The following is a 15,934-nucleotide window of genomic DNA, read 5'->3' as shown; positions in this document are numbered from 1 at the left end:
AATGTAAAGCTAAATGTAAAATAGGTATTTAGGCTGTTTCTATTTTTAATAATTTTTATTTAGGACAGTATTGAATTTCAGTTAAAGGATATGGGCAGATATCTGAAGGTTTTGAAACTGGTTTAAGAACTTCTGGGTATGCAGGAAATGGAACTAATTCTGGTACATTGACATTAAGTAGTGGTACGTGGACTTTTGTGAATTCAGGATTAAGAAGTACAAATTTTAACACAGGTTCCTATAGTTGTCAAATGCAATCCGGTACCTCAAATAGTGCTACCCTACCAGCTTTAAATACTTGTGGAACAATTACTTTCTGGTTTAGAGGAGGGATTCCAACTCTTTCTAAAACTGTTAGTGGAGTTACAACTAGTGTAACATTGACTGATACAGGTATTGTTAATGGTTCTTTTAAAAAATACACAGCAAATGTAAATGACGCTAGTTCTGCTGTTATTCTTACTATTTTCAATGGTACAGCTACTTCATATTTAGATGATGTTTCTACTACCGCATATTCTTCTGGTTCTACGCCTCCAACATTAACTTCAGCGGCTTCAGCTACAGTAGATGCACCATTTGATGTAACTTTTACTGATAATGCCACCTGGAGAGGAGCTATCACTGGAGTAACGGTAGGAGGGACTGCTTTAACAGCGGGATATTCAGTGTCTTCAGGAAAAATTACGTTTACCCCTTCGGCTTCTGTTCCTGCAAACTTATTGCAATCTTCAGGAACAAAAAGCATTGTGGTAAATGCTACAGGTTATAGTGGCGCTACAGTTTCTCAAACCATTGGGGTAGGAGCGCCGGCTAAATTGGCTATGAATACGCAACCAGCAGCACCCTCTACAAATGGAGGTGCTTTGGCTACGCAACCTAAAGTAAACATAGTCGATCAATATGGAAATACTACTACAAGCACTGCTAGTGTTACGGCAGCTGTAGGGGCTGGTACATGGACATTAGGCGGAACAACAAGCGTTGCAGCCGTAAGTGGAACGTCTACCTTTAGTGGGTTAACAGCTACAAGTGCTGCGGCGGTAACTGGAGCAACTATTACGTTTAGTAGTGGTTCTTTAACCCCTGTAACTTCTAGTACATTTAATATTCCAACACCGCCACCAGCTAATGATGATTGTAGTGGAGCTATTAACTTAACAGTTAATGCAGCTGCTGTGAGCGGAACTTTTGCAGGAGCAACTCCTATGACAGGAGCTTCTAAAAATGATGTTTTTTTCATGTTCACTCCTTCTGTAACAGGAAGCTATACCATAACTATAAACGGGTTTAGTGTGGCTTCAGATAAAGATTTTTATGTTTACAGCGTTTGTCCGAATACATATTCAACAACAACAAATGTAGTTGTGAAAGGAGCTACTACTTCAACAAGTAGTGAAACAGCTAAAGCAACATTTACCGCTGGGACATCATATAAAATTTTAGTTCAAGATTATGGTTCTGGTGGCGGTGCATTTAACATTAGTGTCACATCTCCAATTATAACAGGTGGTACAACAGCTGCGCCATTTACTACTACCTATGGTACAGCTTCGGCAGCCCAAACTTTTGCGGTTTCAGGTTCTAATCTAACTGCTAATTTGGTTGCTACAGCACCAACTGGTTTTGAGGTTTCAGCAGATGGCACCACCTACGGAAATACCGCTACTTTTACCCAAACTAGTGGAAGTGCAAGTGGTACTTTAAGTATACGTTTAAAAGCAAATGCAGCTGTAACAGGAAATTATAATGCTCAAAATATCGTATTGAGTTCTACAGGAGCTACTTCGGTAAATATTACTACGGCAGCTTCAGGAAACTCCGTTTCCACAAAAGCACTCACTATCACTGCTAATAATAGAACAAAAACGTATGGTACCACGCTTACACTTGGTACTTCAGAGTTTACATCAAATGGTCTTGCCAATAGTGAAACAATTGGTTCAGTCACATTAAGCGCTGCAGGTGCAGCTTCTACCGCCACCACAGCAGTGGGAACTTACCCTATTACGCCTTCTGCAGCTACTGGAGGAACTTTCACCGCTAGTAATTACGCTATTACTTATGTAGATGGAACTCTAACTATAAACAAAGCAGACCAAACAATAACCTTTGGTTCATTATCAGCTAAGACTTATGGAGATGCTGTTTTTGATTTAGCAGGAACCTCAAGTTCAGGATTAGGCTTAACATACAGCAGTTCAAATACTGATGTAGCTACAGTTTCAGGTAGTACTGTAACGATAGTAGGAGCAGGAAGTACAACGATTACGGCCTCACAAGCAGGAGATGATAATCATAATGCAGCAACAAGCGTAGATCAAGTTCTTACGATTAATAAAAAATCTTTAACAATAACAGGTTTATCTGCAGAAAGTAAAATATTTGATGGAAATGATAATGCAACGCTTACAGGTACACCAGTATTAAATGGAGTAGTAGGAAGTGATGATGTTTCCCTTACAGGAACACCAACAGCTACTTTTGCAAGTTCTAGTGTAGGACAAAATATTACAGTTAATGTAACTGGATATAGTTTAACAGGAGCAAATGCAGGAGATTATGAAATACAACCGCTTAGTTTAAGTGCAGATATCATTGCAACTACACCTACATTATTTGTTAATGAAACATTAAGTGCTTTAACAACAACGTATGGAACGCCAAGTACAACAACAAGTTTTACCGTAAGTGGGCAATCTTTAACCGAAGAAATTACCATAACAGCCCCATCAGGTTTTGAAGTATCTTCTACGTCTAGTACTACAGGTTTTGCTAATGAAATTTCAATACCTCACGTTTCAGGTTCAGTTGCAGCAACTACAATTTATGTAAGATTATCTTCAGCAGCCAAACCAGTAAATTCACCATTTAGTGGAGATATTGTAATAAAAAGTACTGGTGCAACAACCTTAACTGTAGCCACAAGTACAAGTACAGTATCTAAAAAAGAATTAACCGTAACAGGTCTTACCGGAGAAGATAAGACTTATGATGGAACCACAACTGCAACAGTTTTAGGTACTGCTTCATTAGTTGGATTAATAAATAGTGATGATGTTTCAGTAGACGGCACTCATGTATTTACATTTGCAGATGCAAACGCAGGAACAGATAAGCCTATTACCGCATCAGGTTTTACCTTGAATGGATTAGACAAAGACAATTATACATTAGCACAGCCTACAAGTTTAACAGCTACGATAACAAAGGCAAATCAAACGGTAGTTGCTATAGAATCTACAGTTACCAAAACGTATGGAGATGCAACGTATAGCATTGCCACGACAGCAAGTTCAGGTTTAGCAGTTACTTACACAAGTTCCAATACCGCAGTAGCTACAGTAGCAGCAAACGGAACCGTAACGATAGTAGGAGGTGGAACAGCCTCGTTAACCGCATCACAATCAGGAAATGGAAATTACAATGCCGCACCAAGTGTAACGCAAGCGTTAACAGTAGATAAGGCAAATCAAACGATTACCGCGATTACTGCAACGATGACTAAGTCTTATGGAGATGCGACGTATAGCATTGCCACGACAGCAAGTTCCAATACTGCAGTAGCCACAGTAGCTGCAAATGGAACCGTTACCATTGTTGGAGTAGGAAGCACTACTTTAACCGCATCACAATCAGGAAATGGAAATTACAATGCTGCAACAAGTGTAACGCAAGAGTTAACAGTCGGTAAGGGCAACCAAACGATAACTTTGGCGAGCACAGCGACTAAAACAACCGCAGATGCACCATATACTTTAACCCAGAATGCAAGTTCAGGATTAGTGATTACTTATGCCAGTTCAAACCCAGCAGTAGCTACTATAAGTGGAAATACTGTAACGATAGTAGGAGCAGGAACCACAACCATTACAGCCAACCAAGCAGGTAATGAAAATTATAATGCAGCACCTGAAGCCACTCAAACTTTAACGGTGACTTTGCCTCCAAAGGTAATTCTTAAATGGAATACTTATGGAAATTCTGGTACAGAAACTACTGAAGATAGTTCTTTTAAAGTTGATGGGCTTTCAAATTCTACACTAAATTATGTAGGAAGTACAGTAACTCCTGCTGGTAATTCAAATCGTTTTGGTGGAAATAACTGGGCAATAGGTTCTTTATCTACAACTAAATATATTCAGTTTACTGTAACTCCAGCTGATGGATTTACTTTTACACCAACTTCTTTTGATTTTATTTGGGATTTTTCATCATCAGGCCCTAAATCAGTAACATTGAGATCTTCTGTAGATAATTATACAAGCGATATTGGTACAATAACTAATATGAGTGCAAGTACATCAGTTTTTAAAACTATTAGTATTTCCGGTATTAATGATGTTGTAGCTCCAGTAACTTTTAGACTTTATGGTTACGATGCTACTTCGGCATCGGGTACGGGTGGTTTTGATGTAGGATCTAATATTGATAATGTCATTTTAAAAGGTTTTGTTAATTTGCTTCCACCAGTAATTACGAGTTCATTAACAGCATCAGGAAAAGTAGGAACATCATTTAATTACAATATTACTGCATCTAATACACCAAGCAGTTATAGTGCAACAGGCCTTCCAACAGGATTATCTATCAATGCCACTACAGGTTTAATATCAGGAACACCAACAGTTGCGGGTAATTTTGATGTAACGATAGGAGCAACAAATGCGGCTGGAACTGATGCAAAAACTTTAGTAATTAATATTGCAAAAGGTGATCAAACCATTACCTTCGCATCATTATCGGATAAATTAGACACAGTAGGTACCTTTACATTGTCTGCTACAGCTTCATCAGGATTAAATGTAACTTATACAAGTTCCAATACTTCTGTATTGACAATTGCTGGAAATGTAGCTACAGTTTTAGCTCCAGGTGTAACTACAATCACGGCTTCACAAGCGGGAGATGATAATTATAATGCAGCAACCGATGTAAGCCAAGATCAGAAAATAGTAGATAGCACTATTACTGTTTGGGACGGTACTGCTTGGTCTAATGGAGATCCTACCTCCAGCTTGAAAGCAATTCTTGATGGAGATTATGATGGTTCATCATTTGAGTCACAAACATTAACCGTTAATACAGGGAAAACGCTTACAGTTAACTCATTTGTGAAAACAGGAAATGTAACGAACAATGGTAACATTATTGTAGCAAATAATGCTAACTTCCTGCAAATAGGAAGCTTTACCTCTGGAGACGGAGCATCGTTTAAAGTAAGAAAAGATACTAAAGCAGTGAAACGTTTAGCGTATATGAATTGGAGTTCTCCTATGGCGAATTCTTCACAAACATTGAAACAATTCTCTTATGGTAAAAATGCCAATGGAACGGCGCAATCTTCTACAGGTACTCTAGATAACAGATTCTATACCTATAATAATAATGCGTATGTTCTTACAGCTCCTTCAGGAACCTTTACGAAAGGGCAAGGATATTTAATTCGTACGCCAAATGACTTTACTACGACTCCACAAATATTCCATGCTCAGTTTGAAGGAACTATCCCAAATGCAGGAAATATAACTTATGACCACAGCAGTTTACAAGGAAATTTCATTCTGTTAGGAAATCCTTATCCAAGTGCTATTTCGTATGATGATTTTATGATTCAAAATACCAATACTACCGGTACAGTTTATGTGTGGAATAGTCAGGTGGAAATGGTGAATAATCAATATGCGGGTACCATCTATAATACATTTACAAGTGCGGGAGCCAATCCGGCTAATTCATTAGATGCTTATATTCCTGTAGGACAAGGATTCTTTGTTCAACGTACCAATAATGATCCATTTGTTTTTACTGACGCTATGAGAAGAACTACAGAAATGGGAGTGACGAGCAAGTCTTCTACTGTTTCTAAAAATAGATTCTGGCTAGAGTTAGCATCGCCTTCTGGAGCAAAACCACAAATGTTATTAGGATTCTTCCCAGGCACTAATAAAGGAATTGATAAAGGATATGATGCCATCCTTTTAGATGCCACTACAGAAACCCTATATTCTACAGTAGAAGATAAAAAACTTATAATAGATGCACATGGAGGATTTGACGAGGCAGATGAATTCTCATTGTCAGCTAATCTTACAGCAGGTGGAAACTATACAATAAGTTTGCTTCAGAAAGAAGGAATATTCAGTAATGGTCAAAAAATTTATTTAAAAGATAACCTTACGGGAGCAGTAACTGATTTAACTACAAATAAATATGAATTTACTGAAACGACTGGTTTGAAATCCAATAGGTTTACTTTACAATTTAAGCCTTCTGGAGTTTTAGGAACGCAAGATCTTGCAAAAGAAGAGCTCAATATAATAAGCGTAGGAAAAGAAGTCAGAATTAAAGCAGGGCAAAATGTGGCGACAGTAGAAATTTATGATTTAACGGGTAAAAAACTCATAAAAGTTCAACCTCATCAAAGAGAAACAGTGATTAATCTTTCTACTCAAGGAATGATAGTAGTAAAAGTGACGTTACAAAACGGCAGAGAAAAATCTAAAAAATTAATAATAAAATAGAGCGCTATGAAAAAAATATGGATATTAATGACAATGAGTATATCGCTGTTAAGCTTTGCACAAGAGGAAGAAGAAACTCCGCCACCTGCATTTTATGATAGTGAAGTAACGTATAAACAAAAAGTAGAAGCCCTTGATGATCCTGGCGCAGGAGGCGATATTAATGGAGAAGACCCTATTCCGATAGACGATTATATACCATTATTACTTATAACAGGTATTGGACTTAGCGCTTATATTGTAGTCAAGAAGAAAAAGATTTTTATGAATGGATGATAATTGAATATTAATTTAAAGCTTCTCTAGAAATAGAGAAGCTTTTTTAATTTAATGTTTTGAAAAATAATAAGATAGAAGTAATAGCGTAAACCTTAAGATAATGTCCTGTTAACTAAAAAAAATAATAGAGAAATAATTGTAGATATTGCTAAATAAGAGTTAATGAATACCGATTTTATGACTTATAGAGTGCGAAATTTTCAAATTTTATCTATATTTGTGGCTATTATTTAGAGTATATGAAGAAACATTTAATTTATTACCTTGTTTTATTGATGGCAATAAGTTCTTGCAAGCCCAAAGAAAACATGGTATACATGGAAAAAGAAAAAGCAGTAGCCGAAACCGAGATCAATCAAGCCGTTTTTTATGGCGCTCATATTCAGTCAGGAGATGTTTTAGAGATTAAAGTAACCGCTTTTGATGAAAATGCGGTGAGACCTTTTAATCTTCACTCTATGAATAATGCAACCAATCCTGAACAAGTTAATTTGGGTCAAGTAGGACAAATTGCACCTCAAGGTTATTTAGTAGATAATGAAGGGTATATTTATTTCCCAGTTTTAGGAAAATTATACATCAAAGGAATGACCTTAGCTCAGTTAAGAGCAGATATTGAAAAAAGATTACTCACATATCTATCGGATCCTTTGGTTTCCATTAAACAGTTAAATTTTAATGTTACGGTATTAGGCGAAGTGAAAAAGCCTGGTCAATATACAAATCCTTCTGATAAAATTACTGTGTTACAAGCATTAGGTTTAGCAGGAGATATGACGGACTATGGCAATAGAACCAATGTGAAATTGATTAGAGAAATAGATGGAGTTTCTAAAACATTTACCATTGATTTTACGGATAAAAATATAACAAGTTCTCCTTATTACTATATGCAGCAAAATGATGTATTGTATGTAGAACCAGACCTCATCAAGAAAAAGACAGCAAATATAGACCCTAATAGGAATTTGGCTTTTCAAATAGGAGGTATAGCATTAGGGCTAGCTTCAATATTGATTAGTATATTAAAATAATAACTATGGATTACACAGAAGAAAGAGAGTCAATACAGAACAGCAACTCAGATTTAAAATTTTTATTACTTCGATATTTGCGTTGGTGGCCTTTATATATTATTTGCATTATTATTTCACTTTCTATCGCTTGGGTAAAATTGCGTTTTAGAGTGCCAGAGTATCTTACCAAGGCGTCTTTGTATGTAAAATTACAGGCTGCCAAGAAAGGAGAGATTATGGGAATAAAGGATTTTCAAAATATGGCATTGCCTACAGGGTTGGTTACCAATGAAGTAGACAATGAATTATCCGTTTTGAAATCAAAACCATTATTGTATAATGTGGTGAAAAAAATAGGATTAGATGTTAAAGCCATAAAAAAAGGAAGATTTAAAGATACTGAGTTGTATGAAGATGCACCTTTTTACGGTTCTATTCTAGTGATCAACCAGCCCAGAAAATTTAAATCTAAGGAATATGAAATTATACCACAATCTAATAATGGCTATAAGTTGTTAGACGAGAAAAAAGAGATTATTGGACGTTTTGGTATCCCATTAAATACCGATTGGGGAACAATTGTATTAAATAGAAATTCTAAAGTTTATTTTAAAAAGCCAATTTTTTTACAGGTGACCAATCCAAAAATTTTGGTTGATCAACTTGAAGCTTCTATTACTCTTAATATTCCTGAAAAAAAATCAAGCATTATTGAAATCAGTCGAGTAGGGACTAATCCAGTTCGATCTGAAGATATTGTTAATGAATTAATGAATCAATACAATTCAGATGCTATTAAGGATAAGAATATTGAAGCATTGGCTACCGCAAATTTTATAGACGAAAGACTTAAAGTGATTACTGAAGAGCTTGGTGGTATAGAAAATAAAAAAGAAAACTTTAAGGAATCTAATAAAATAGCAGATTTACAGAGCCAAGCAGAATTAAATCTCAAAAATATTAGCGAAACTACAAAGAGGCTTTTGGATTTGTCAACTCAATTGGAAATGGTTAATTCTGTTTTAGCGATAACCAATTCGTCCTCTCCTGAACAATTGTTACCCACAAACTTGGGAATGCCTTCAGCGTTAGATGCATTGATTGGTGATTATAATCAAATGGTATTAACCAAAAATAGAACTTTGCGACAGGCAACGCCTTCTAACCCTTCGGTGATACAGATGAACCGAGATATTGCATCTTTGAAGGAATTGATTAGAGAAAATCTTAAAAAGTCCCAAGCAAATATTCAATTAACGATTGGCCAAACCAAAAATCAAATGGATCAATCAGGAGAAGCCATAAGCAAATTTCCATTACAGGAAAAACTGTTTAGAAGTATTGAAAGACAACAAAATTTAAAAGAATCTTTATATCTCTATTTGCTTCAAAAAAGAGAAGAAGCTTCAATTGCGTTATCTGCCAATGCTCCAAAAGCAAAGATTGTGAATCCTGCTTACACCTCAGATTCTCCGGTTTCACCGAAAAGACAAACCTATTATTTAATAGCATTTTCATTGGGATTGTTAATCCCCATTGGTATTTTATATATTGTTTTTGCTTTAGATACTAAAATCCATAATCGCAGAGAAATCAGAAAGGCATTGCCAGAGATACCTGTAGTAGGAGAAATTCCTAATGCTGGAGATGCAGAAAATTCAGTGGTGAAGAAAAATGACTTAACCGCTTTTGCAGAATCATTTAGAATTATGTTAACCAATGCTAAATTTATCGTTAAGCCCATCAAAGGGATAGCTCCAGTGATTATGGTTTCTTCTTCAGTAAAAGGTGAAGGAAAGACTACTGTAAGTACCAATACTGCATTAATTTTAGCACAAAACAGAAAAGTACTGTTATTAGGAGCCGATTTAAGAAATCCACAATTAAAAAGATTTATTACACATGGTAAAAAAGGGCTGTCAGATTATTTAGTTAACGAAAATGAAAATAATATTGAACAATATATAGAAACTTTTAAAGGTAATCCAAATTTAGATGTTTTACCTAGTGGTACTGTTCCTCCTAACCCTACCTATTTATTGTCGAGTGATAAAATGGTAAATGTTTTTACAGAATTGAAATCAAAGTATGACTACATCGTAGTTGATACGGCACCCTTGCTTTTGGTGAGTGACTCTTTTCATTTAATACAATATGCAGACTTGTTATTGTATGTGATGAGAGCAGAGTACACCGATCGAGACATGTTAGAATTTACAGAAGAGGTGGAAAGAGATAATGCCCAAAGAAAACTGGCAATAGTCTTAAACGACGTTAAAAATAGACATATGTCTTATTATGATAATAAGTATGGATACGGATACGGATATTATTCAGATGATGAGAAAGTGAATAAGAAAATAATATGGAAGAAGAGAATGTCTAATTTCTTTTCCAAATTCTCTTAATTATTTTAATTGGAGAGCATTAGTTTAAATCAATGTTTTTAAATGTAGTAAATAACTACCATTTCCCCGAAAAAAAACCTGCACTTAAAGTAGGTTTTTTTTATTTTATATTTTAACGGGAATCATACAGAATAACCTAAATAAAGGGATTTTCTTTATTTTAGATGCCTTGTAAAGTTTGTAAATATCGTCTAGAAAGATTCCTTTAAAAATGAGTATTGCCGTTTAAAATTGTGGATGATGTTCTGATTTAATTTAAACTTATTTTAAAAAAGGGTCTTGGACGATATAATCAAAACCCTAACTTTATAACTTACACACTTTGTGGATAGTGTTAGATATTTTATGATGATATTTGAACTGTAAACGAATTTAGTATTATTATTAAAACTCTATACTTTTTTAGGAAATGAAGCTCTTTATCCCACTCATCTCTCGTGTCTTCCATAGCTATAAGTTAAAACAAACTTTTTTAATTTTTAATTCTTTAATCATCACCTTTGTGTCTTCACGGCTTCAACCTTTCGACCTCTTCATCCCTCATCCCTTCACAACTCATTAACTTTACGATTTTACAACTTCACAAATGAACCTCTTGATTCTCGCTATTTGATATTAACCTATTCCATTCAATAAGTAAATTAAAACCTAATAATGAAAGATTTACAAAACAATTCTTGGCAATTTTTAGAAAAAAATAAGTATTTTTGTAGCTAATTAAATATTAAACTTATGAACCATTTTAAGAAGTATGTATTACTTTTCTTATTGTTATGGGTTAGTAAAAATTCCGCACAAGAGAAAAAAGATTTTATGGAGACAACTGGTAAGGTTACAAATGAAGCCATTACGGATACGCTCCCAAAAGACAGAAAAAAAAATTACAACCGTTGGTCTTTGAACCTTAATGGAGGTATTAATGTAGGGATTCGTCCTTTTACCACAGGGTATTACGCCACTACACCCAATTACATCTCTAATCCTAATTTAAATCATTATGATTTTAACATTAGAAAAATGTTTAATACAAAATTTGGGTTAAGATTAGGTTTTGTATATGATAATTTTAAAGCCGAGACCAAGAGTCCCCCTTTTAATAATAACATGTACAGAGTGGATTTACAAGGGGTAATGAATTTGCATAGAATTATGAAATGGGAAGAATTTACAGATACTTTTGGTTGGCAGTTTCATTTTGGACCTGGTTTCTCATTCTTAGAGGGACCAAAAACTAAAACTTTTAGCAATTATGATAATATTTTTAGCATCGTAGGAGGAACTACATTTTTAGTTAAAGTTTCTAATAGATGGGCACTAAGTGCAGATTATACTATTGTAAGTAACTTAACCCATCATCTTGCCCTAGATGGTAAATCAAGTTTAGACCCAAGCCTGAGTAGAACAGGTACAGTTTATAACACCTCTTTAGGTATAACGCTATATTTAGGCAAGAAACAAAAACATGCAGATTGGTATTGGGAAAAAAATACTACAAAACGAGAGTATAATCATTTGTTAGCTAGAATTGAAGATTTAGAAAATAAGATAGCGGAAAAAGGAGATTTAACAGAAGAAGTTAAAAATTACATCAATAATAATTATGGTGACTTGCAGAATACTGTAAATAACCTTAATAATAACTACACCAATGTTCAAATGAAGAACATGATTAATGGGCAATACGTTAATGTGTTCTTTGATTTTGATGAAACGAGAATCACTCCTGGAAGTATCTCTGCCATTAATTTCTTAATCAAGTATCTAAATGCTAATCCGCAGGCAAATGTAGACGTTATTGGTTATGCAGATGAGTTAGGCGATTTTAATTATAATATTAATTTGTCAAAAAGAAGAGCAGAAAGGGTAATGGAAATGATCGTAAGATCTGGTATAGATGCTAAACGCTTGAAATTAGTAGTAAAAGGAGAAGATAATTCAGTTCCTAAAGAATCTAAATTAGCAAGACAGTTAGTAAGAAGAGTTGCCTTTAAAGTATCTGAATAGAAGGTAATAGAATAGAAATATTAAAAAAAAGACTTATGGAAACATAAGTCTTTTTTTTAAGTATAAGTAAAATATATAAATATAGTCTTAAAATAAAATCATGGCACTTTAGTTTAATAAAATACGACCTCCTCTCCAATAATTAATATTCATAAAAAGTTTTGATAATTTCAAACTAAAAATGGAACTGAGGATTACATCTCTACCCCATCTCATCCTCTTACCATCACGTTATCATCTTACCATCTTACCATCACATCATCCTCTTACCATTACGTCATCATATCATTACATTATTTACTCATGGTCTTCACAACTTCACAACTTCACGACTTAACGACTTAACGACTTCACGACTTCACGAACTTACAACTCTACAATTTCACAATTTCACAATTCACAATTCACATCTCAGCTCTCACTTCTAATTAAGATATAAAAAAACTCTCTGTTAGAGACCAGAGAGTTGTATAGTAAGGCTCACCGTCGAAAAAAATCAATGGTAAAAAACCTTTAATAATGAAGCAAACAAAGTTTTTTACTGAGTTTGCTCTTTTTCTTGTTTCTTTTTAGCGAAATAGATACTTGCCGCTACTCCTGTAATAAGCAAAGGATAAGTTAAATCATCAATGGGCGCTTGAGGTGCATCAGCAGCGTCCCCGCCCCCTTCGTCTCCGAATCCTGGATCCTCACTATCCTGTGCAAAAGCTAAAACAGAGAAAACAAGGAAAAATGAAAATAAAATATGTTTTAACATAGTAATAAATTTATTGAATAATAATGGTTTGTGAGTTTTTCAGTTCGTTATTTTGATCATAAAGGTTGATGTAATAAACACCACTCTTAAGATAAGAATTAAACGCTATATGGCCTAATTTATTGTTTACAGAGATTATTGAGTTTGCTTCAATAAGTTGTCCCGCAGGATTGAATAATTTATAGTGATAACCAGAAGATGAGCTGGATTCAAAAGAGATATTGATGCCTTTTTCTGCTGTAGTGGGATTAGGATAAATCACAAATGTAGAAGCTTTAGGCGTAGTAGTTCCTAGAGTAGAGGCTTGGAAGTTTATTTTGAAACGATTACCTGTGCTTAAGGCGTCAGGGGTAATTTGAAATTCATATTCAAAAATACTACCGTCTAAAGCAATAGGAGTAGAGGTTTTTAAGAAGGTGTCTTCTAAAAAAGCCTGTCCCGTGAAGGTAAAATCTTCAGCAAATATTTTCAGTTTATAATTCGTATTGGCTGTAGTTTGAGCTAATTTTAAAGTTAAAAATTCTTTGTCTTGTATAGGAGCTCTGTGTTCAGAGGATAAAGAACGAGTATCGGTAATGAAAGAAAGCGTTTCATTTGGGTTGCTCATTTTTTGAACATCATTGGTGTCATAAGCACTATTTCCGCCAGCGTAGAATCCTACTACTATAGCATCTTTTTTGTTCCAAAGATTACTTTCTTGTTTTTCTAGAGTTACTCTTATTCTTTCTGAAGTAACATCTGCCTTTCTGTTGATAACCGAATTAGAGTTTGTAGTTGATTTATGAGCTTCTTTGATGGTTAAGGTAGAGGTACCTGTGATGGCTTTAACAAAAAAAGCTTCACCCGATTGAATAATAGTGGTTTGATTAGATGGGTTAGAACTTTTCCCAGGATTTCTTGTAGTAGTATAATCACTATAACCATTAATGTTATCCCAAGTAACATAAGCGCCATAAGAGCCTAAAGTAGGATCTATAAACCATATTTTTTTACTGATGCCACTATTTGAAGAATCATTTAGGATCGTTTTGAAGTCTATAGGGCTGGCATAAGGGTTACCTACAATAAAAAATCCAGTAGAAGGGACATCAGTATAGTTAACATTCCCAGTAATCAGATTACCTGTAGCTTTTAAAGTAGTAGTAAGCTGTGGGTAATTAGGGTTTACATAACCTTGCCCATCAGTAGCTTCGCCATAAGGATGGGTAGCAAATATTAAAAATCCTTTATTGATGTTTTCTGTAAACAATTCTTCAGTAAAACTATTGGTAATATTAGTCCAGTTATTTGAGGAATTGTTAAATCTTCTTAAACTATGACTGGAGTTGTAAAGTTGTTGCAATCCGTTGATGGCAGGATTTCCATTGGGGCCCCAGATGTCAGTGCCATATCCACTAATAAAAGTCCCATTGTTTTGCCAATTATAAAAAACGGAATTATTGGTATTTCCCTTTAAAGGAGCGGTAACTAAACGCCACTTTCTTCCTTGGTTGGTCAAAAATCGTTCTACCGTTACATTGCCATTAATGGTTGGGTTATTTGTTAATGAGGCGACTCTGGCAGTATTGTCAATAGTAGAAACCAGAGTAATGATACCTCCTGTATTGAAAGTAACCGCAGCAGGAACGTCAAATAAAGTCCTTACTCTTACGTCGCCAGTTCCAGTTAAATCACCCGAAGCAGTAACAATAAGTTGGTTAGGTAAACAGATTTGGTCAATCTGTACCCCATTCGTATTGCTAATAGTCAAAGTTTCTAATTGAGTAGAATTAGGAATGAGTTCTGGTCCTGCAATAATTCTATCAACATGTTGAGCGTAGGTTAAATTGTATGTTCCTCCACTCACTAAAGTAGGTGGATTAACTACTTCTCCGTTGCTCATAATAATGGTTGCATTCGTATTCAAGGTGTAATTTCCATTCACAATTCCGTTGATCAGATATAGATTTCCATCACTGTTAATGGTTAGATTATTAGCATCTACAGCATAATTAGAATCAATTTTTAGATCTCTGTAATTGGTGTTGAATAAAGTTAATCCTTTAGCGGTAGGACTGTACTGTACAGTACATCCTGTAAAAATTGGCTGTAATTGGGATAGTTGGGTTCCGCCTAATGGATTTAGAGAAATAGGGTTAGGGTTTTTGAGGATAAGGGTTCCTTGTCTTTCTCCTAAATTACTATTGTATTGCGTATAACTACCATTGTTTTCTTGGGTCATAATCATCTGTCCATTAATGCTAATGGTCCCCGAATCATGTCTAAAGGTAGCTCTGTTATTATTTCCCCCGTCTACATTAGTGTAGAGGTTTACATCTCCAGTGATGGTAAAATTGGCAGTAGTTCTAACGGCTAGGGTAGTAGTGGTTTTTGCAGAAACGGCAATGTCATTACCAATAGTAAGGGAGCCAGCAATTACATAACCTGGACCCGTTAAGATGGTAACATGATTGTAAGAGTTATTGGCTTTAACTAAGAATTCTCCTGTAATCGTTAAAAGCTGATTGGTGTTAATGTTAATATTAGATGCATTGCTTGTAGTAATATTAAGTAGACCACTAGTGTTATTGGCAAGTGGTTCTGTAGTAAGGGAACTACAAGTAGCATTCACATTTACAGTAATGGTATGCGCTCTAATGATTACAGCATCATCTGCATCTGGGATTCCATCTGCGTCTGTGCCAGAAGTCAATATCCAAGTGGAAGCTGAGTTCCAGTTTCCATTGCCCTTACTGGTGAAAACAGCCTGTGAGAATAGTGCCTGCGACATAAATAATGCAAGCACAAGAAATAAGTTGTATAAAGATTTCATCTACGTTTGTGTTTAGTAAATTAAATACAAAGATAATAAATAAATATTAATAATAATAATTCAATACTGTCCTAAATAAAAATTATTAAAAATAGAAACAGCCTAAATACCTATTTTACATTTAGCTTTACATT

General features: G+C 34.8%; 8 protein-coding genes. 6 read left to right on the top strand and 2 right to left on the bottom strand.

Going from position 1 to position 15,934, the window contains the following annotated elements:
* The first annotated feature begins 251 nt into the window (after window positions 1–251).
* The 6 genes from QO190_RS13015 (at window position 252) to QO190_RS12990 (ending at window position 12,568) form a co-directional block, all read left to right on the top strand.
* A complete protein-coding gene (locus tag QO190_RS13015) occupies window positions 252–6,524 on the top strand; it encodes a YDG domain-containing protein (RefSeq protein WP_371463724.1) in 6,273 nt (2,090 codons plus the stop codon).
* Between the two features lie 6 nt (window positions 6,525–6,530).
* On the top strand, window positions 6,531–6,800 hold the full coding sequence (locus QO190_RS13010; protein ID WP_371463722.1) for a hypothetical protein: 270 nt from the start codon (window positions 6,531–6,533) through the stop codon (window positions 6,798–6,800).
* Window positions 6,801–7,042: 242 nt separating this feature from the next.
* Complete coding sequence (locus QO190_RS13005) at window positions 7,043–7,837, top strand: polysaccharide biosynthesis/export family protein (protein WP_371463720.1); 795 nt, start codon at window positions 7,043–7,045, stop codon at window positions 7,835–7,837.
* 5 nt (window positions 7,838–7,842) lie between these two features.
* Window positions 7,843–10,227 (top strand): GumC family protein, encoded by a 2,385-nt coding sequence (locus QO190_RS13000; RefSeq protein ID WP_371463719.1) that lies wholly within the window; start codon window positions 7,843–7,845, stop codon window positions 10,225–10,227.
* Window positions 10,228–10,959: 732 nt separating this feature from the next.
* Window positions 10,960–12,231: an OmpA family protein gene (locus QO190_RS12995; RefSeq protein WP_371463718.1), complete on the top strand. Its 1,272-nt coding sequence runs from the start codon at window positions 10,960–10,962 to the stop codon at window positions 12,229–12,231.
* 181 nt (window positions 12,232–12,412) lie between these two features.
* The gene (locus QO190_RS12990; protein ID WP_371463716.1) at window positions 12,413–12,568 is read left to right on the top strand and encodes a hypothetical protein; all 156 of its coding nucleotides are present in this window, start codon (window positions 12,413–12,415) and stop codon (window positions 12,566–12,568) included.
* Between the two features lie 201 nt (window positions 12,569–12,769).
* On the opposite strand, the gene QO190_RS12985 is transcribed toward QO190_RS12990, so the two are convergent.
* On the bottom strand, window positions 12,770–12,988 hold the full coding sequence (locus tag QO190_RS12985) for a hypothetical protein (protein ID WP_371463714.1): 219 nt from the start codon (window positions 12,986–12,988) through the stop codon (window positions 12,770–12,772).
* A gap of 10 nt (window positions 12,989–12,998) precedes the next feature.
* The gene (locus QO190_RS12980; RefSeq protein WP_371463712.1) at window positions 12,999–15,758 is read right to left on the bottom strand and encodes a T9SS type A sorting domain-containing protein; all 2,760 of its coding nucleotides are present in this window, start codon (window positions 15,756–15,758) and stop codon (window positions 12,999–13,001) included.
* Window positions 15,759–15,934: the final 176 nt, after the last annotated feature.

This window comes from Cloacibacterium sp. Arc13, from assembly GCF_041431305.1.
GTDB lineage: Bacteria > Bacteroidota > Bacteroidia > Flavobacteriales > Weeksellaceae > Cloacibacterium > Cloacibacterium caeni_B.
The sequence above is the reverse complement of the archived record's forward strand: the minus strand, read 5'-3'. Positions and strand labels throughout refer to the sequence as shown.